Source organism: Thermogymnomonas acidicola (assembly GCF_014646795.1).
GTDB lineage: Archaea > Thermoplasmatota > Thermoplasmata > Thermoplasmatales > Thermoplasmataceae > Thermogymnomonas > Thermogymnomonas acidicola.
Map to the genome: position 1 here is coordinate 13,810 of NZ_BMNY01000003.1, position 19,183 is coordinate 32,992.

19 protein-coding genes and 1 tRNA gene are annotated in these 19,183 nt (G+C 56.3%); 17 read left to right on the forward strand and 3 right to left on the reverse strand.

The genetic code is table 11. The features are described from left to right. The 10 genes from IEW66_RS07470 (at window position 1) to IEW66_RS07515 (ending at window position 9,537) form a co-directional block, all read left to right on the forward strand. Window positions 1-1,524 carry an FAD-dependent thymidylate synthase gene (locus IEW66_RS07470; protein WP_188681622.1) on the forward strand — a complete coding sequence of 508 codons (1,524 nt, stop codon included), beginning with the start codon at window positions 1-3 and terminating at the stop codon, window positions 1,522-1,524. A gap of 61 nt (window positions 1,525-1,585) precedes the next feature. Beyond that, window positions 1,586-3,226 (forward strand): thermosome subunit beta, encoded by a 1,641-nt coding sequence (gene thsB / locus IEW66_RS07475; protein WP_188681623.1) that lies wholly within the window; start codon window positions 1,586-1,588, stop codon window positions 3,224-3,226. Between the two features lie 77 nt (window positions 3,227-3,303). Next, complete coding sequence (locus IEW66_RS07480) at window positions 3,304-4,269, forward strand: NAD(P)/FAD-dependent oxidoreductase (RefSeq protein WP_188681624.1); 966 nt, start codon at window positions 3,304-3,306, stop codon at window positions 4,267-4,269. A gap of 215 nt (window positions 4,270-4,484) precedes the next feature. Continuing rightward, entirely contained in the window at window positions 4,485-5,591 is a 1,107-nt protein-coding gene (gene sucC, locus IEW66_RS07485) for an ADP-forming succinate--CoA ligase subunit beta (protein WP_188681625.1), read from the forward strand. Between the two features lies 1 nt (window position 5,592). Continuing rightward, a complete protein-coding gene (sucD, locus tag IEW66_RS07490; RefSeq protein WP_188681626.1) occupies window positions 5,593-6,450 on the forward strand; it encodes a succinate--CoA ligase subunit alpha in 858 nt (285 codons plus the stop codon). Window positions 6,451-6,454: 4 nt separating this feature from the next. Continuing rightward, window positions 6,455-7,372 (forward strand): ornithine carbamoyltransferase, encoded by a 918-nt coding sequence (gene argF / locus IEW66_RS07495; protein WP_188681627.1) that lies wholly within the window; start codon window positions 6,455-6,457, stop codon window positions 7,370-7,372. A 120-nt stretch (window positions 7,373-7,492) separates the two neighbouring features. Beyond that, window positions 7,493-7,801 carry a hypothetical protein gene (locus IEW66_RS07500; protein WP_188681628.1) on the forward strand — a complete coding sequence of 103 codons (309 nt, stop codon included), beginning with the start codon at window positions 7,493-7,495 and terminating at the stop codon, window positions 7,799-7,801. Beyond that, the gene (locus IEW66_RS07505; protein WP_075057704.1) at window positions 7,802-8,401 is read left to right on the forward strand and encodes an METTL5 family protein; all 600 of its coding nucleotides are present in this window, start codon (window positions 7,802-7,804) and stop codon (window positions 8,399-8,401) included. A 51-nt stretch (window positions 8,402-8,452) separates the two neighbouring features. Then, window positions 8,453-8,524 (forward strand) — tRNA-His (locus IEW66_RS07510). 239 nt (window positions 8,525-8,763) lie between these two features. Beyond that, window positions 8,764-9,537, forward strand: coding sequence for an enoyl-CoA hydratase-related protein (locus IEW66_RS07515; RefSeq protein WP_188681629.1), 774 nt, complete (start codon window positions 8,764-8,766; stop codon window positions 9,535-9,537). 11 nt (window positions 9,538-9,548) lie between these two features. On the opposite strand, the gene IEW66_RS07520 is transcribed toward IEW66_RS07515, so the two are convergent. The 3 genes from IEW66_RS07520 to IEW66_RS07530 are packed head-to-tail and all read right to left on the reverse strand — an operon-like array spanning window position 9,549 to window position 10,528. Then, complete coding sequence (locus tag IEW66_RS07520; protein WP_188681630.1) at window positions 9,549-9,764, reverse strand: LSM domain-containing protein; 216 nt, start codon at window positions 9,762-9,764, stop codon at window positions 9,549-9,551. Between the two features lie 9 nt (window positions 9,765-9,773). Next, a complete protein-coding gene (locus IEW66_RS07525) occupies window positions 9,774-9,935 on the reverse strand; it encodes a hypothetical protein (RefSeq protein ID WP_171823620.1) in 162 nt (53 codons plus the stop codon). Then, window positions 9,935-10,528 (reverse strand): exosome complex RNA-binding protein Csl4, encoded by a 594-nt coding sequence (locus IEW66_RS07530; RefSeq protein WP_188681631.1) that lies wholly within the window; start codon window positions 10,526-10,528, stop codon window positions 9,935-9,937. The genes IEW66_RS07525 and IEW66_RS07530 overlap by 1 nt, the downstream gene beginning before the upstream one ends. Window positions 10,529-10,648: 120 nt before the next feature. Here IEW66_RS07530 and IEW66_RS07535 point away from each other — a divergent pair, with 120 nt between their 5' ends. From IEW66_RS07535 to IEW66_RS07565, 7 genes are read left to right on the forward strand one after another with little or no spacing between them, the layout of a single operon-like run. After that, window positions 10,649-12,208 (forward strand): DUF5591 domain-containing protein, encoded by a 1,560-nt coding sequence (locus IEW66_RS07535; RefSeq protein WP_188681632.1) that lies wholly within the window; start codon window positions 10,649-10,651, stop codon window positions 12,206-12,208. Between the two features lie 35 nt (window positions 12,209-12,243). After that, a complete protein-coding gene (locus IEW66_RS07540; protein ID WP_188681633.1) occupies window positions 12,244-15,078 on the forward strand; it encodes a carboxypeptidase regulatory-like domain-containing protein in 2,835 nt (944 codons plus the stop codon). Further along, the gene (locus IEW66_RS07545) at window positions 15,078-15,605 is read left to right on the forward strand and encodes a hypothetical protein (RefSeq protein WP_188681634.1); all 528 of its coding nucleotides are present in this window, start codon (window positions 15,078-15,080) and stop codon (window positions 15,603-15,605) included. The genes IEW66_RS07540 and IEW66_RS07545 overlap by 1 nt, the downstream gene beginning before the upstream one ends. Next, the gene (locus tag IEW66_RS07550; protein ID WP_188681635.1) at window positions 15,602-16,099 is read left to right on the forward strand and encodes a hypothetical protein; all 498 of its coding nucleotides are present in this window, start codon (window positions 15,602-15,604) and stop codon (window positions 16,097-16,099) included. Before IEW66_RS07545 ends, IEW66_RS07550 begins: the two co-directional genes overlap by 4 nt. Continuing rightward, a complete protein-coding gene (locus tag IEW66_RS07555) occupies window positions 16,083-17,057 on the forward strand; it encodes an AAA family ATPase (protein WP_188681636.1) in 975 nt (324 codons plus the stop codon). Before IEW66_RS07550 ends, IEW66_RS07555 begins: the two co-directional genes overlap by 17 nt. Beyond that, a complete protein-coding gene (locus IEW66_RS07560; protein ID WP_188681637.1) occupies window positions 17,054-18,361 on the forward strand; it encodes a DUF58 domain-containing protein in 1,308 nt (435 codons plus the stop codon). The genes IEW66_RS07555 and IEW66_RS07560 overlap by 4 nt, the downstream gene beginning before the upstream one ends. Before the next feature lie 5 nt (window positions 18,362-18,366). Continuing rightward, window positions 18,367-19,179 (forward strand): hypothetical protein, encoded by an 813-nt coding sequence (locus tag IEW66_RS07565; protein WP_188681638.1) that lies wholly within the window; start codon window positions 18,367-18,369, stop codon window positions 19,177-19,179. The last annotated feature ends 4 nt before the right edge of the window (window positions 19,180-19,183 follow it).

Consider the following 19,183-nt stretch of genomic DNA (forward strand, 5'->3'; position numbering starts at 1 on the left):
ATGGGCGATCCTTTCTCCAACACTGACAGGGACGTGTTCCTCATAAAGGTTGAGAGGCAGATTGACAGGGGTGCCCTGCTCTCCCGGTACAGCAGGGCGTCCGCCCTTGACATAAGGGAGGTCTACAGGAAGGAGTTCGAGAACGACCCGGAGAGGGGCCCAGACTTCTACAGGCGGGTCTTCATGGAATATGGGGACGAGTCCGTGTCAGAGCTGGTCACAGTCCAGATGGCAGTGCAGAATGTGAGCAACGTGGTATCGAAGTTCATCGAGGAGCAGAGGATCGGCCTCTCGTACCTGGAGAAGTCCACGAGGTATGTCAGGTACAGCGTGAAGAGGGACGGGAGGTACCTTTATGCCGATCCGGACAGGGCTGGCATACAGCAGTCACTCTCCGGGGACTACGAGCAGGCCTGCGACCTCCTCTTCGAGACTTATTCCGACCTTGAGGAGCCCCTTTACAGGCTGGCCGGGGCCAGGTACCCGCTGGAGGAACAGGTATTCCAGGTGGGCACAGAGACAATGAATGTGGATGCCATGTCCGAGGGGGAGAGGAAGGCCGCGAGGAGGGCCTACGAGCGCGCCCTCAGGGCCAGGGTGCTGGACGACATAAGGTTCCTGCTGCCAGCGTCAACGCTTACCAACGTGGGGATAAGTGGGAACGGGAGGGCACTGACCTACCTGATACAGAGGCTGAGGTCTTCGGCCCTCAGGGAAGCTCGGGAACTGGCGTCCTCAATATACGGGGAACTTAAGGGCGAGCTCCCCAACCTGATCGATGCCGCCGTCAACAGGCACGGGGAGAGGCTGACGAAATACATATCAGGCATATCCTCAATGATGGAGCCCGTGGCCCCCGGGGCCGGGGAAGATGTGAGGCTCCTATCATGCCCGGACGAGGCCGCGTTCGGCAGGCACCTGTTCAGTGCGATGAAGTCGGCAGGCCTTGTCCCCAGGGGCGCCCGTGACCTGCCGGAGCTGGCTGAAAGGATCTCATCAATGCGCATGGACCGGAGGGACAAGCTCCCGAGGCCCTTCGAGCTGGCCAGGTACGATTTCACGATGAACATCAGCTTCGGGGCGTTCAGGGACGTCCAGAGGCACAGGTTCCTGACGCTCCTGAGGGGATACCTGAACACAGATTGCGGTTACGTCGTGCCTGAACTAATAGCATCGGATGAGCAGGCCCGCCTGAGGTTCGTGGAGGCAATGGAAACAGCTGCATCTGTGCACAGGAAGATACGGGATGTCCAGGGCCCGCAGGTGGCCCAGTACTGTGTGCCATTCGCCTTCAGGTACCCGGTCTTCATATCCACAAACCTCAGGGAGCTTTGCTTCTTCATGGAGCTCAGGACATCCGAGCAGACGCATTATGAGATAAGGAGGGCCCTGAGGGAACTCTACAGGCAGGTGAGTGAAAGAACGCCAATCCTTGCTTCCATGATGAAGTTCGTCGACACCCGGGAGCATGGCCTCGGAAGGCTCAGGGCGGAGATGAGGAAGGAGGCCAACTCCGGTAACTAGTGGCCCACTCGCAAACTTTATATTGAAGAACATATTTATCCGACCATCAGAGGTGTAACGGATGCTATCTGGACAGATGCCGATTCTGATACTTAAGGAAGGCACGCAGAGGGAACAGGGGAAGAGCGCCCAGAAGGCTAACATTGAGGCTGCGAAGGCCATTGCTGACGCTGTCAGGACAACGCTGGGCCCAAAGGGAATGGACAAGATGCTCGTGGACTCGATTGGCGACATCATAATATCGAACGACGGTGCCACCATACTCAAGGAGATGGACGTTGAGCACCCCACCGCGAAGATGATAGTGGAGGTCGCCAAGTCGCAGGACACGGCTGTTGGAGATGGCACAACCACGGCAGTCATACTCTCAGGGGAGCTGCTGAAGCAGGCCGAGGAGCTCCTCGACCAGGGTGTGCACCCGACCGTGATAACGAACGGCTTCAGGATAGCGGTCAACGAGGCGAAGAAGCTCCTTGAGAGCATAGCCATGGACGCCAAGGACGACGCCACCCTCAAGAGGATCGCGATGACGGCTCTGTCCGGGAAGAACACTGGCCTCTCAAAGGAGTTCCTCGCGGACCTTGTGGTGAAGGCTGTCAACGCGGTGGCAGAGGAGAGGAACGGGAGGATCGTTGTGGACCCGGCCAACATCAAGGTGGACAAGAAGGCCGGCGGCAGCATAACGGACACGCAGTACATCAACGGCATCGTCATCGACAAGGAGAAGGTGCACGCGAAGATGCCGTCTGTGGTCAAGGACGCCAGGATAGCGCTCATCGATTCGGCGCTGGAGATAAAGAAGACTGAGATAGAGGCAAAGGTGCAGATCACAGACCCCTCGAAGATACAGGACTTCCTGGCCCAGGAATCTGACACTTTCAAGCAGATGGTTGAGAAGATAAAGAAGAGCGGAGCGAACGTTGTCTTCTGCCAGAAGGGCATAGACGACATTGCGCAGCACTACCTGGCAAAGGAGGGCATATACGCTGTCAGGAGGGTCAAGAAGAGCGACATGGAGAAGCTGGCCAAGGCCACTGGCGGCAGGATAGTGACGAACCTGGACGACCTCACGCCGGACGTGCTCGGCAAGGCAGAGAAGGTCGAGGAGCAGAAGATCAGCGATGACAGGATGACCTTCGTCACCGGCTGTGCCAACCCGAAGGCGGTCAGCATACTCATAAGGGGAGGCACTGAGCACGTGGTGGCGGAAATAGAGAGGGCCCTGAACGACGCCATAAGGGTTGTCTCGATAACAAAGGAGGACGGGAGATTCGTCCCCGGCGGCGGAGCAGTGGAGGCCGAGATATCCACGAAGCTCAGGCACTTCGCCACAAGCGTGGGCGGCAGGGAGCAGCTTGCCGTTGAGGCCTTTGCCAGGGCAATGGAAGTGATACCGAGGACACTGGCCGAGAACGCTGGCCTTGACCCGATAAACACGCTCATACAGCTCAGGGCAGAGCACGAGAAGGGGCACACCACATACGGCATAGACTTCACGCAGAACAAGGTCGGTGACATGACGAAGGTCGGCGTCTTTGACCCACTCAGGGTGAAGAAGCACGCCCTGGAGAGCGCAGTGGAAGTTGCGACTATGATACTGAGGATCGATGACGTGATAGCCAGCAAGAAGACGAGCTCCTCCGAGTCGCCCAAGTCAGAGAACAACCCATCCGGGATGGGCAGTGGGGCTCCGTCCTTCTGAAAGACCACCAAACCTTTTTTAGGCCATTATCAGGTAGAGGTATCTCACTTTTTTAAGGGTTAATGCATTCACAATCCATGGAGTTCAACCTTTCCCTGGGGAGCGCAGAGGAGGAGAAGAGGGACTACGACGTTGTCATAATAGGTTCTGGGGCTGCCGGCCTCTCCGCAGCAATATACTGCGCCAGGAGCGGGCTCTCCGCGGTTGTCCTAGACAAGACCACCCCTGGAGGCCTCACGGCCGAGGCACCCTGGGTTGAGAACTACCTGGGGTACAAGGCAATCTCTGGCGTAGATCTGGCCAAGAAGTTCGTGGAGCACGCCAGTGACTACGTTACCATAAGGCAGGACAGGGAAGTAACGGGCATCACAAGGAACAAGGACGGCTATGAGGTCCAGACCAGGGAGGGCGTCTCCTACAGCTGCAAGGGTATCATAGTTGCAACTGGCACGACACACAGGCACCTCAACGTACCTGGTGAGGACAAGTACTACGGCAAGGGAGTCTCTTACTGCTCGACCTGCGATGGCTACCTCTTCAGGAACAAGAGGGTCACCGTTATAGGTGGTGGCAACTCTGGCGCCATTGCCGCAATAACCATGAGCGAGTACACATCATCCACTGAGGTCATAGAGTTCATGCCCAGGTACATGTGCGAGGACGCCTATGTGAGGGCCATAGAGAGGAGAAAGATACCTTACTTGAAGAACAAGCAGGTCACTGAGATAAAGGGTGATGGCAAGAAGGTCACCGGTCTCGTCATGAAGGACAGGCAGACAGGAGAGGTCAGTGAGGTGGAGACAGACGGCGTCTTCATCTACGTGGGCCTGATACCGCAGACCTCCTTCCTCAGGGAGGCAGGCGTGAAGCTGGACGAGAGGGGTTACATCATAACTAACGCCAAGGGAAAGACGAACCTGGACATGGTCTACGCTGCCGGTGACTGCGTTGCTGGAAACGAGGCACAGATAGCCACTGCAGTGGGTGACGGCTGCAGGGCTGCCATAAACCTGTACAGGGACATGGTGAACAGCGGGAGATGATGCAACACTGATATTGAAAACACTGCCTTTCGGACCCGGTAGCACCTCTTCCTGACACGCCGGGGAGGTGCCAGTTACCATGTGGGGTTGTGGCTCTCCATGGGGCCACACAAGACCACTCCAGCACTGCCGGCCAGGAAAAGCACACCATGGAGCGCCATTTGCTTCCTGCGGAAACTTATTTAGCTTTATGGCAATTTAAGGCCGGTGGTCATTTGAACCTCTACGAATACATGGGCAAGGCCATCTTCAGGTCTTACGGCATACCGGTGCCAGACGGGTATGTGGTTGAAAAGGAATCCGATATCAGGCCTTTCACAAAGCCTGTCGCTGTGAAGTCACAGATCCTCCTTGGGGGAAGGGGGAAGAGCGGCGGCATAAAGTTCGCGAAGAATGAGAATGAACTGAGGGAGGCCGTGAAGGCCCTGCTGAACTCGAAGGTAAGGGGCCTCACAGTGACCAAAGTCCTGGTCGAAGACATGATCAACATAGACAGGGAACTCTACGTGAGCATAGCTCTTGACAGGTCACAGAGGGCCCCTGTGCTCATAGCGAGCGCGGAGGGCGGCGTAGAGATAGAGAGCGTACCCAAGGAGAAGATATTCACCAGGCGTATCGATCCCCTGATAGGTTATTCAGACTACATAGGCAGGGAGGCCACGGCCTTCATGGGCCTGCAGGGCGACGTCGCGTCTCAGTTCAGGGATATCCTCTCGAAACTGTACAGGGTCTTCAACGGCGAGGACTGTGAGCTGGTGGAGATAAACCCCCTCGTCGTGACAAAGGAGGGGAAACTTGTGGCAGCAGACTCAAAGGTCGTTGTGGACAGCGATGCCGTGTACAGGCACAAGGAGCTCAGCGTTACGGACCCGGAAAAGACCCCGCTGGAGCTCGAGGCCCAGTCCAAGGGGTACGCCTTTGTCGAGTTAGATGGGGATATAGGCGTTATAGCAAACGGCGCTGGCCTCACGATGGCCACTCTGGACGCGCTCACGCTTCATAAGGGGAAGCCGAGGAACTTCCTCGACCTGGGCGGCACTGACAACGTGGACATAGTGGTGAACGCCTTTGACCTCGTGCTCAAGGCGAAGCCCAAGGCCATACTCGTGAACATTTTCGGGGGCGTGACGAAATGCGACACCGTTGCCAACGGCATAGTGGCAGCGAAGCAGAAGTATGGCATAAAGCAGCCCATAGTCGTGAGGCTGAGCGGTGTCCACGAGGACGAGGGAAGGGAGATACTGAGGAAGAACGGCATAGATTCGTATCCAACGATGATGGAGGCAATAGAGAGGGTAGTGAAGCTCGCTGGAGGTGCGTGAGATGTCGGTCATAGTTGATGAGAACACAAGGGTGATCGTGCAGGGCATTACCGGCCACCAGGGTTCTTTCCACACGGGCGAGATGCTCAAGTTCGGCACGAAGGTTGTTGCCGGCGTGGCCCCCGGGAAGGGTGGCCAGAAGTTCATGGACAGGGTGCCCATAGTGAACAGCGTCCAGGACTCGCTCCAGTACGAGCCCAACGCCACTATGATAGCCGTGCCAGCACCATATGTCAGGGACGCCGCAATGGAGGCCATAGACGCAGGCCTCAGGGTCATATACATCCTCACAGAGCACGTGCCTTTCCATGACACAATGGAGATAGTTCACCAGGCCAAGCTCAGGGGAGCAACAGTCCTGGGCCCAAACGGGCCAGGGATAACCGCGGTCGGGAAGTGCAAGATAGGCATAATGCCTAACCAGATATTCAGGAAGGGCAACGTTGCTGTTGCATCCAGGAGCGGGACGCTCACATACGAGATCGTGGACGCAATAACAAGGAGCGGCATGGGAGAGAGCACGGTCATAGGGCTTGGAGGCGACCCGGTTGTGGGCCTCACTTTCATAGACGTGCTGGAGATGTTCAACAGGGATCCGGAGACGGAGAAGATAGTACTGGTAGGCGAGATAGGGGGCAGCAACGAGGAGAGGGCAGCGGAGTACATAAAGAAAAATGTGAAGAAGCAGGTCGTGGCGTACATCGCGGGGAGGAGCGCACCTCCGGGAAAGAGGATGGGCCACGCCGGGGCCATCATAGAGAAGGGCGTGGGGACCGCTGAATCAAAGATAAGGGCCTTCAACGAGGCTGGCGTCAAGGTGGCAGAATACCCTGTGGACGTCCCAAAGCTGCTGAGGTGATGCATTGGTAAAGAGGGACATACTGTCCGTTCTGGACATGCGGAACGACCTGGAGAGGATCGTTGACCTCGGCCTACAGTTCAAGAGGTCCAGATACTCAGAGATCCCCTCCATGAAGAACAGGGTGCTCGGCATGATATTTGAAAAGCCTAGCACCAGGACCAGGATATCTCTGGAGACCGCCATGGTGCAGATGGGCGGTCACGCCATATACCTGAACCCAAACGACATGCAGATGGGCAGGGGAGAGACCATCGAGGACACCGCCAGGGTCCTTTCCGGCTTCCTGGACGCCATATCTTACAGGGCCTTCAGCCACCAGAACGTCGCAAGGCTAGCCAGGTATGCGAAGGTCCCAGTGATCAATGCGCTTGACGACGAGGAGCACCCGCTGCAGATAGTGGCTGACCTCATGACAATCAAGGAGCACTTCGGCTATCTCAGGGGCCTGAACTTCACATATGTGGGCGATGGCAACAACATGGCGAACTCCCTCCTCCTGGGCATGGCCATAACGGGCGTGAACATCACCGTAGCAACGCCCAAGGGTTATGAGCCAGGGGAGTTCTATGTGAAGAAGGCAACAGAGATCTCCCACGAAACCGGCTCCAGGGTCTCCATAACCAACGACCCTGTCTCGGCAGTGAAGGACGCCGATGTGGTGTACACAGACGTGTGGGTATCCATGGGCCAGGAAAAGGAGAGGGAGGAGAAGGAGGCCAAGTTCAGGGAATTCCAGGTCAACGAGAAGCTTGTGTCCAACGCCAGGAGGGACTTCATATTCATGCACTGCCTGCCCGCCCACAGGGGGCTTGAGGTCACCGACGGCGTCGCAGACAGCATCAACAGCGTGATCTTCCAGCAGGCAGAGAACAGGCTTCACAGTGCGAAGGCCGTCCTTTACACGCTGATTGGGTTCTGAAAGGAACAGGCGGTAAGGTCTACGGATACCAGACCTTCCACATTTATGGATTGTTGCAAGTATGTGACACAATGTACCGCAACCTTAATTACTTGAGAGGCAATCCATCGATCGTTCCCTATGGTCAGGAGAGACGACATCAACAGCATTATAGAGAGGCGCAGGGAAAAGGAGAACCTCAGGGAAATACCGAGCGTTCTTGTGCCGGTCTGGCAGATAAAGATCATGGAGAGGTTCGGGATAAACGTGGACAGGGAGGTCGCAGAGTACATAGTCCTGGCAGCACACGAGAAGGGGACATGGAAGAGGCAGAGGGCCATAAGGAAGCTCGAGAGGATCTTCCAGGCAAGGGGAGACAGCAGGGAAGAATCAGCGAGGAAGGCCGAGGAGGTCATAAGGCTTGCAGTGGGGGACATGAACAAGGAGTAGATGGCAAGGTCCCTGAAGTCCATAGAGATAGAGCTGCAGAACAGGCTGCCCAGGATTGGCCTTGATGTCTCGCTGGAGCAGTACATCACCGATCCTGGCCTCGTGTCCAGGATAGTCTTTCTGGCATACTCTAACGGTCACATTGAGGGGAAGAGCGTTGTCGACCTCGGTTCCGGTTACGGGCACTTCGCCTATGCTTCCAGGCTCATGGGTTCTGCAAGGACCACTGCTGTCGAGATAGACAGCAGGTTGATCCGTGCCACCGAGAGGACACTCAGGGAGGCGGGAATCGAGGTCCTCAACATGGATGTCAGGGACCTTCAGGGCCACTGGGACACCGCCATAATGAACCCTCCCTTCGGTTCCGTGAACCCAGGCGCCGACAGGCCATTCATGCAGAAGGCCGTGGAGGTGGCCGATTACATATATGCGGTGCACAACTCCAAGTCTGCTGAGTTCACGGACAGGTTCTACTCCTCTCACGGGACGGTCATCTCCAGGCACCTGTTGCAGATAACCGTGCCCAGGATGTACAGGCACCACAGGGAGGAAAAGGCATACGTCCGATCTATCCTCTACTGCGTCCGGGTCTCCAGGTAGGCCCACAAAAGCATTTTTAAGTGCAGTACGTTATCCAGAGGTCTTGTGTTGGCCGGGGTGGGGTAGTGGCAATCCTCGGGGACTGTGGATCCCTGGACCCGGGTTCAATTCCCGGACCCGGCCTATCCTCACAATGTTTCTCATGCAGTGCTGGAACCTGCCCGGGCCGTGAGATTGCCTGTTGGTACGGCCTGGAACGGTTGCCATTTACAGGTCCCCGGGCATGCACCCGCAGTTCATAACAGTTACAGGCATGCCGCTCATGTGGGGTCCATCCTCTCCCTGTTCCACGTGCCGTTCCACCGTCCATGGGGCTTAGACCACTGGACATGTTTAAGCCGCCCCGATCCATGGGGCCATCCATGGAGTACAGGGATATTCAGGTCGAAGTCGAAGGCCGGGCCATGACCATCCGCCTGAACAGGCCGGACAGGCTCAACGCCCTCGGCTCAAGGATGAGGCAGGAACTCATTGATGCTCTTGGCCAGAGGGCACCAGGGGATGGGATCAGGGCCGTGATACTGACAGGGTCGGGAAACGCATTCTCCAGCGGTGCAGACATAAGGGAGAACACGGGAAAGCCAACAAGGGACATCATCGTGAAAGACCTCAGGGATTCATTCCACGTGATAGCGAAACTGATAAGGGACAGCGACAGGATATTCATAAGCGCAGTCAACGGTGTTGCAGCTGGGGCAGGCATAAGCATAGCTCTACTGTGCGACATGGTATTCGCCTCTCCCTCGGCAAGGTTTGTGACCGCCTTCCAGGACATAGGCCTGGCACCAGATACAGGCCTGAGCTACATACTGTCCAGGGCCTCAGGCAGGAGGTTCGCAGGCCAGCTGATAATCGGCGGGGAGTTCTCCGCAGCAGAGGCGCAGGAAGCAGGCCTGCTCAGGGTAGTGAACGACCCTGTGGCTGCTGCCAGGGAGGCGGCCAGGAAGGTATCTGAGGGGCCCTTCCTTGCATATGTAAAGGCGAAGAGGCTAGTCAACAGATCGCTCTTCTGGGACTTCGAGGAATTCCTGACGTACGAGGCCCAGCAACAGGCAGACCTGGCTGAAACCCATGACTTCCTGGAGGGCGTGACTGCTTTCAGGGAAAAAAGGAAGGCTGTGTTCAGTGGGACCTGAATCCACAGTCACTACTTTGGCACGATCCTTACCACGTTGCTTCCCCTGATGACAACGGTGCCTAGCTTCCTCGTGACGTTCTCACCGCTCTCCTCCACGTCCTCGAGCACCATGTTCATGTGCTCGTCATAACCAGTCAGCGTGCCCTCAAGCACCCTGTTGTCCTTCAGGAGCAGTGAAACCTGCCTGTTGAGGCTCTCCTCAAGCATCTTCATCGGCATTATCATTGCGATCCCTCAGTTATACTCATCATCATCTAAATTTTCCTCACGGCTCATGATCACCTGTATGAGTCCCCTCAGGACCTCCTTCACATCATCCAGCTCCTTCCTCATGCTGGAGAGCTCGTTGGACAGCCTCTCCATCTCCTTCTCCCTCTGAGAGGTGTTTCCCTTCATCACACATCACCAAACTTAAGGACGTTTCCATAGTCGTCCGCCACTTTCCTCATCTCCACCCTCTCACAGTTCTCACAGTAGAGCACTGAATTCTTCATTACCAGGGGATTCCTGCACCTGCTGCAAAGAGACCTTATCACTCCATATCTCTTCCCGTATATTGATATTTCGATTTCATGGTTGCTCCTTATCACCTTCCCCCTGACCAGGTCGCCTATGAGGAAGGGTGCGCCCGTGGTGTCCGGCTGCCTTCCATGTGGCTGGAGTATCCTGATGACCCCCTCCGCCGATACAGGCACGAGGCCAAGGTCGTTCCTGTAGACACCCACTATCCTGACATCCGCGAACCTCTGCTCCACCTTGACTATCTGTCCGTAGACTACGTCACCGTTCCTGATCTTTACGTTCACCTTCTTCGGTATCACGCTGACTGTCAGTGACTTCTCGTCCCTGTGCACCGTACCGCTCACAAGGGCAGTGATCAACCCGTTGTTCTCCACAGTGTTCTCACCCGGCAGGTACTCCTCCGCAGTGCATATCACATCGCCGGGCAGAACAACGGTGCCCTCAGCATCACTCTTAACGCTCTCCATCAGCACTCTTTCTCCGATACCTGCAGGTGATCTCAATTCAAATTTATTAAATTTTGAGTCGGCCTGCACGGGCAAATGGCAAAGTAAGTATCCAGCCTCGCGTTGCACCAGCGTGGGCTGATGTTCCAGGACGACGCATTCTTCGGGTACGCCAGGGCAGGCAGCATAGACGGGCACACACAGTACCCTGTGGTCCTCGATACAGAGAGAGATGTGAAGGTCACCGGCGATACCATCGAAGTCTTAGGGGAGAGGTTCAGGGTAAGCTTCAACGCACCGCTCGCATCCACGCTGTCTGCAGGCTACCAGGTCTCAGGCGACATAGTCCTCCTATACTCTGGTTACGAGGGCCTCCAGAGGCCCGGCAGGCTCATGAGGGTCCTCAGGGAAATAAGGTCGAAATACGGCTTTTCCAAGCTCGTGTACCTGCAGGGCCCGGTAGACCCCTACACCGCCCCGGTGCTCACATACCTCGGCATATCGATATTCGACGACTTCAACGCAAGGCTGGAGGGCATGAATGGAGTGAGGTACACGCAGCTGGGCAGGCTCGAGGTGGGTGAGGATGTGTCGGAGTGGAACTCAAAGTACCTTAAGGAGACAGTTGGCCTGCTCAGGGGTGCAATAATAAGGGGCACACTGAGGGAGGCCGTGGAGAAGGTGGCAGCATCCTCAAGGGGACTAGAACTCCTCAGGCGCTCTGACGCAGCCTACGGTGAATTCGAGCAGGTCTTTCCCAGGAGGACTAAATACATCCTGTCCAACTCACTGGAAGCACTCTACAGGCCTGACCTAGTTCGCTACAGGGAATACATCAGGTCCTCTTACGTGAGGCCACAGGGATGGGACGTGGCGCTCCTCATACCATGCTCTGCTAGGAAGCCGTACTCTTCGTCGTCCACCCACCGTAGGATAGAGGAGTTCATAGGTGATATAGACCGCGGTCTGCACAGGGTCGTCATAACTTCTCCGGTCGGTGTGGTGCCCATAGAGCTGGAGGAAACATACCCTCCGAGGTTCTATGACATCCCGGTCATCGGCCACTGGTATGAGGACGAGAAGATGATGATAAGGGACACCCTGGTGGACTTCCTCTCACGCAACCAGTACAGGGCGGTTGTGGTGTTCGTGGATGAGGACCTGGCCTTCCTCTCAGACTACGTGCCCAGGGGCTCAGAGATCATAATAGGGGACATCAGGGACGAGAGGAACCTCAGGGCGCTGAGGGAGAGGCTCCTTTCCCTGCTTCCAGGCAAGGGAGAGAGCATTGAGAGGGAGACCAGGGAAAAGTACCAGTCCATCATGCGGTACCAGTTCGGCGACTGGATCCTGCCATACCTCAGGGAAGCAAGGGTCGTGAGGCAGTTCAACCAGGACATGCTCGTGGTGAACGGGAAGCCCTACCTGGTCTACAACAAGGATATGGGCAAATTCACGGTACACAGGAATGCGGCCAGCATCTTCGTGGAGAACTCAAAATTCCTGGTCGGCATAGATGATTTCAAGCCCACCGCCAACGTGTACGCCGTCGGTGTAAGGTCTGCAACCGAGGACATCAGGCAGGAGGACGAGGTCGTCATACACCATGAGGGTGAGGTCAGGGGAGTGGGCATAGCCAAGATGCCGTACCAGGCCATGGTGCAGCTGAAGAAGGGGATCGCTGTCAAGGTGCGCAACTGATCGAGAGGAGGGAGCGCAATAAAAAATTTATATAGATGCCTGTTAGCTTCGCCACGTTCACCAAGAAAGCCATGGCAATGTTTGCTGTTGGCCTGGTCCTAGCTGCAGGTGCGGTCATTCTGGCGCACATAGAGTATCCCGAAAGGACAAACCTCCCCCTGATAAACGGCCAGCCACCGCAGCTCAGGCGGTACTTTGAAAACCAGACGCTTGATGCCGGGGGCCTGGGCCAGGATTCCACATCGTTCAACGTTGCCAGCAATGGCACTGTTTACATCCAGGGGTACATCACCAACTCGTCCGACGGTGCGCCGATCACCGACACTGTGGTCTACGCCGCTATCTTCCCCTACCTCGGGTCTTCGCCCGTCAATTCCCACGGTTTCTACAGGATCGTGATGACAGTCATCGGCTCCGGCAAGATAGCCTTCAAGGTGCCGTTCTTCCAGCCTAGGTACGAGATCGTATCCTCTGTTATGGACAGCACGGTGTGGCTCAACATGTCCATGGAGCCGGAGCCCAGGTACCCTATAACCGGGACCACGGTGAACTCCCAGGGCCAGTATGTGCCCAATGTGACCATAGACTTCGTGAACCAGTACCAGCAGGTGAACACGCAGAGCAATCCAGCGGGGGCTTTTTCAGTGGGCGTACCGGTGGGGAACTACACGATCATAGTGCTCAAGAGGGGGTTCTCAACGGTGCCCAGCCCGGAGTACCTGAACGTTTCAAGCTCGGCCATGAGGGTCACGATCAGGATGTCAGCTGACAGGGCCCCGGTGTTCAACGTGACCGGTTTCGTGCTGAGCCAGAACGGGACACCATTACAGGGTGCAACCGTCCTCGATACAGTTACCGGCTCATCCTCTTACAGTTCTGTGAATGGCTATTACAGCGTTGGGGCTTCATACGGGGAAAATTCAATAGTGGCCTATAAGCCAGGTTATGGTGAGGGAGCTGCACCTCCGCTATTCGTCACATCCAACATGACGGATGTGAACATAACCCTGTACCCGGGGAACCCGTTCTACGGAAGCGCCACCGGGTCTGGAAGCGGCTGGGCAGCCTTCTCCGGCTCCAACGCCTCCCAGGCGGGAAACGTCTCCTCATACCTCTCGGGCCACCAGTCGGATGTCTCTGCCGGGGACTTCATAAACGCCACGCTCTATGGGTACATAAAGGACACCAACAACTCCATGCCCGTGGGCTACACGAACCTCTCCTTCGTGGCCGAAATAGCGGGAAAGACATACTTCGAGGATGTGGAGACGAACAGCACCGGCTTCTATGCCATAGGGATATCTGAGATGGGCAACTACACCATTGCTGTGGTGAACCGCTCATACGCCCAGGAGTTTGTCAATGTGGATATGAGGGGAAACCTTGAGCTGAACCTCTCCCTGACTCCCTACAACCAGTTCGTCCAGAGTTTCACCGTGAAGGTCTACAACGGGGTGGACAGGCTCCCAGTGTCGCCGGTAAACGCATCGTTCTCGTACGAGCCTTACAGCCCCTTCAAGTCTGTCCCTGTGAATTATACCTCCCCGTCCTTCAGGTTCTACGCTGTTCCGGGCCAGTACACCGTCAGGGTGTGGTCACCGGGCTACCAGGCAGATTACGTGAACGTGACAACGGGCCACTCGTACACGGTCTACCTGGAGCCTGCATCCTCCATAGCAGCGTCGTCGTTCATCTGGAACGGGAGCTATACAGGCGTGCCGGGCATATACCCGGTCCAGGTCAGTGACAATGCATCCAGCCAGTCTCCGGCCTCCTCCCCGGGGAACTCGACGGTATACATCCGCCTATACAACGCTTCCAGCGGGCAGGCGCTTGCTAACACGCCCTTCATCCTTTTCCTGGGCACTTCCGGGGAGATATACCAGCTGAACGGCAACACAAACTCCTCGGGTGAGTTCCCGATACACTTCTACTACTCTGGCACCTTCAGGGCCTACGCACTTTCCCTGGATTACGTATCGGCGGGGTTCAGCATAAGCTCGCCTTCCGGCGTAGTGCAGGTACCTATGTACCCGAGGACCCTGCACACACTGTATGTGGACGTGTACAACAACTACCCTGTGAAGTACAGTGGTGACGGGATCCCGGTCGATTACCTGAACGAGACCTACTACAGCTACCTACACATCACCTGGTCGGGTGCTTCCATGGATGGCAACAGCACCCTCTTCGATTTCACCCTCCCGTCTGGGAACTACTCCTTCGAATACAGCAACATCAACTTCACAACAGGATACCTGAATATCTCGCTTTCAGGCAGCACTGAGGGAAAGATCGGTGTCTCACCTTACCTGATCGTTGTGAACTACTCCTCCATGTACTCGTGGCATATGTACTATGGTCTGCACTCAGAATCCTTTGCTGGGGGCAACGGCACCGCCTATGAGGAGACACAGGCAGGCGTGGAGTACGTGAGCATTTACAGCAACTCTACTGAGGTTTTTGGCCACTACTTCGACCTCACTCCCTCGGCGAGTATCCTGGGCCTGCACTTCACCCTAGTTAACAGCACCCTCGAACTGGGCATGAACAGGACCTTCAGCCTGAACGGGACTTACTATGAATCCGTGTTCAATTTCGCACTGAACCAAACGCAGGTCCGTTATATAACGTCAATATGGTTCCCATCTGATAGCGTGACAAGTATATACGTGGGGAATTCCAGCGTGGGCTTCGCAAAGGTCAGGACGGTGCAGCCGTACGACATGACACTCTACAGCCTCTATAACGCTGCAAGGGTGAGCGGGGGCGACACGATGAGGGTGGTGAGCACATACCCTGAATACCCGGAGATGGAAGCCGGAGTATTCCAGGTGAACGTTTCGTACAGCCTTCAGGTGGTGAGCTAATGGCTCCGTTCTTCAGGAGGAATAGGGAAGAGAAGGAGCGCAGCGTGGAGAGGGTTGTCGAGGTCAAAACTGTCGGCGACATCCCTCCGGTTGTGGAGACCAGGAAATTGACGGGCGACGGGGAGCTAAAAGAGGCCTCCGTGAAGGCATACAAGTATGCCAGGGACGATTTCTGCAGGTACTTCGGTGTATCAATGCAGAGGGGCGAGGGCAACAGGCACTTCTTCATTCGCCTCCTCAGGGATATCGGGGTGGATGTGCCGGAGGAGGCACTTGTAGACTCGAAGGCACTCACCACTGCCATAGCCGAATCGCAGGACAGGGTGGACGAGAAGTCAAGGCCCAGGTACAACGCCGTGAGGAAACTCGTCTCCATATACCTGGACTTCTACGAAACATCCAGGTTCTCCAGCGGGGAGCAGATCAGCGGGGAGCAGCTGGTCGAGAGGCTCATGGACTTCTACAACTACCTCGATATCATGAAACTGTACTTCCCGGACACCGGGACGGGGAGGGGTGGCGGATGAGCAGTATCCTGGCCTCTGCATGGGCTACGTTCCTGAACAACATGCGCGTTGATCCGTACATTTCACTCCGCTTCCTTTTACCTGTAGCCCTGGTCACCATTGTTGTTGTTGCCCTCAGGCTCAGGGGTGCGGTTACCAGGCCAGATGCCTCCCCGGGCACCGGCCAGAGGGAGGAGGTATTCGCCGTGCCGGGGGACTACCTTACAGTGAACCTGAAGCAAGCGGTTTCTGGCAACTACGAGTTCTTTATCAGGAGGATGTCCGGAGACATAGAGGCCGTGAGGTCACTGGTGGCCCAGTTCCAGGAGTGTGCCAGGAACTACAGCAGGTTCAAGGCCATGTCGTCTTCTCCCTTCAGGAGGAGGCGGGAGAGGGGCAAGGAGGGGATGGCCAGGGAGTTTGAGAGGATGATGGATACGTACAGGGCCATCATGGGCAGGAGGTTCACAGTTATAGAGGTGGGGCACGGGGCTGGTGATGAACGTGTCGGTTGAGAGTGAGGAGATAAGACCTGAGAGACTGAGGGACACTGTGCATGAAACGATAGAGGGCATATCGAAGAAGGTCATAGGTTCACGCAGGGTGGCAAGGTTCATGTTCATAGCACTGCTAAGCGGCAACCACATCCTCCTCGAGGGTGTGCCTGGCCTTGCGAAGACCATGCTGGCCAGCGAGTTCGCGCGCAGGCTGTGCATGGACTTCAAGAGGATCCAGTTCACCCCCGACATGCTCCCGTCGGACATAACGGGCTCGCTGGTCTTCAACCTTGAGGCCAGGCAGATGGAGTTCAGGAAGGGACCCGTGTTTGCAAACGTGCTCCTTGCAGACGAGATCAACAGGACACCCCCTAAGGTGCAGTCTGCCCTGCTGGAGGCTATGGAGGAGAAGCATGTGTCCGTTGGTGGCCAGATACACCCTGTGCCGGAACCGTTCTTCGTGATAGCGACACAGAACCCCATAGAGCAGGAGGGCACTTTCCCGCTTGCGGAGGCGCTCCTTGACCGTTTCCTCTTCCGGTATATCCTTACCTACCCGTCAAGGGAGGAGGAGGTCCAGATACTGAGGAGTCTGACCCTGCAGGAGGAGGACGAGGCAGGCCTGGACGCACAGAAGATACTGGCAATAAGGTCCATGGTGAAGGGAGTTTATGCCTCAGAGGAGATCATGAACTACATAGTGGACATAATTAGGGCGACGAGGAGCCATGAAATGGTCTTTGTGGGTGCATCACCCAGGACCACTGCAAAGTACCTGATGGCTGCCAAGGCAAACGCCATGCTCAGCGGCAGGGAATACGTTATACCCGAAGACGTCAGGTTCATGGCGAAGGAGATGCTCAACCACAGGATAGTGCTGAAGCCAGAGGTCCTGGTGGACAGCGATAGCGACCCTTATGCGCCTGTAATGAGGACTATTGAAAGCATAATATCGGGAGTAGAATCGCCAGTATGATCAGGAAGTCAGGCCTGGTCCTTCTGTCAGCGCTAGCCTTCGAGCTCCTCGAATCCCTCTTCCTCGGGTACGGGTACTACATAATAGTTGCCGCGGTGCTCTTCTTCGTCGTATCATCGGAGGTCCTCATATACAACGTGTCCTACTCCAGGGACCTCTGGAGGCTCAACGTCACCAGGACCGTGTCGGGCAGGCTCAGGAAGAACAGGAGCTGCAGCGTGACGCTCTCTTTCACAAACCCTACCACCAGGCACCTGCGCTTCTCCTTCTCGGAGTCTCTGCCGGACGTGTTTTATGTTGAGGGTGACAGCAGCGGTTCCTACACGATCCCTCCCGGAGGGCATGTGGAGTTCACTTACAGGCTGAGGCCGATGGCCATAGGCCTCTACTCCATTGGCCCAACCGTTGTCCAGACCCAGGACGCCTTCGGCCTGTGCCTGGACGTGAGGGATATCCGGAACACGCAGGAGGTCAAGGTGGCCCCCTCCATTGCAGACGTCCACTCGCAGAGGAGCGAGCTGATGAGCAACATAGTCTTCACCATGGGGGTCCACTACTCAAGGAAGGTTGGCCAGGGCTACGACTTTTACGGGATAAGGGAGTACCAGGAGACGGACGACTACAGGTACGTGGCGTGGTCGAGGTTCGGGATGGTTAACGGTGAAGACATATACATAAAGCAGATGGAGGAAGAGAGGCAGCTGGACGTTGTCTTTGTCCTTGACTATTCGGATGCTGCCAACATAGGTGCAAGGGACAGGAAGGTATTTGACAGGATGGTGTCCTCGGTGATAAACTGTGCTTACTCCATTGTCAGGAACAGGGATGGTGTCGGCTTCCTGCTGTTCCATGGGGGCAGGAAGGTGCTAATAGAGCCGAGGCGCTCCAGGGAGCCCATTGAGGAGCTGGAAAGGCTAGTGTCCGGGATCAGGCCGGCAGGCTCCTTTAATTTAGAACAGGCAATAGAGGAGGCGCAGGACATGGTGAAGAAGGACGCACTCCTCTTCCTCATTAGCCCGCTGGCACACGCTGAATCGCTTAACTTCAAGCAGAGGATAAAGCACAGGAGCGGGAAGAGGGTCTTCGTGTTCATCATCGACCCATCTGCGTCCGTTGAGATCCCGGGTTCAGGGCCAGAGAGGAGGCTTGCGCTCGGCGTGCTTATGAAGCACAGGAAGGATCTCGAGGCCATCAGGCAGTTCCTGGCCGGCAATGGGGTCAGGGCCAGGGTGGTGGACATGAACCACCTTCTCCTGGCGATGTCATCGGAGTACAGGTACGGGAAGATATCCGTGCCGGGGTGATGGATATGGACAGAGTGCGCCTTGTGAACTTCCTGGTCTTCATGCCCGCCTATGTGATGATCGTTTACGTGTGGCGCTATGCCTTTTCCTCATCCCAGGAAATAATGACCGCTTCCATCATGGCACTTCCATTCCTCTCGTACATTTCAGGCAGCAGGTACAGGGGCCGGGTTTACCTGGCCTACGCGCTTGCACTCTCGCTCCTGGTACTCAACACAGTGGTCATGGAGGTGAGCCCTTACAGCGTGAAACCGTTTTCCAGCCTTGTGATACCCCTGGACACACAGGATCTGGTGAGCATCTCCCTGGGCGCCTCCTGGGTATTCGTTGTTGAGGGCGTCCTTTCAGTCCGCCTGGCCAGGACGGTAACGCTGTTCACGCTGGCCGTTGGAGACCTGCTGGAACAGAGCGTGGCCGTTGCACTGATGGCCTCGATGGGCTCCAGCTACCTCTACGCTTACGCAACAGCGTCTGTGGAGGAGGCCCTCTCTATATATTCGCTCATAGTGCAGGGGGGACAGCAGCTTCTCCCGCTTGCCAACGTGCACCTGCCGGTGACGGGGTACCTCCTCCCCGCATTCATAGTCTCAATAGGTGCGCTGGCGTTCCTCTTCTACTCGCACTCAGACAGGAGCGAGAGGTCCGCCCTGATGACAGGCAAGGCCTTCCTCTACGGCTCTGCGGTAGCAGTCATCACGTTCCTGGCTTACGATTACATGGAGAGGTACGGCTACCAGTTCATGGCACTTGGCACGGCAGTCCTTATCATTTTTGTCCTCCTCACCGTGACCTCCAGGAGAAAGGCAGAGTTCAATTAGTGCA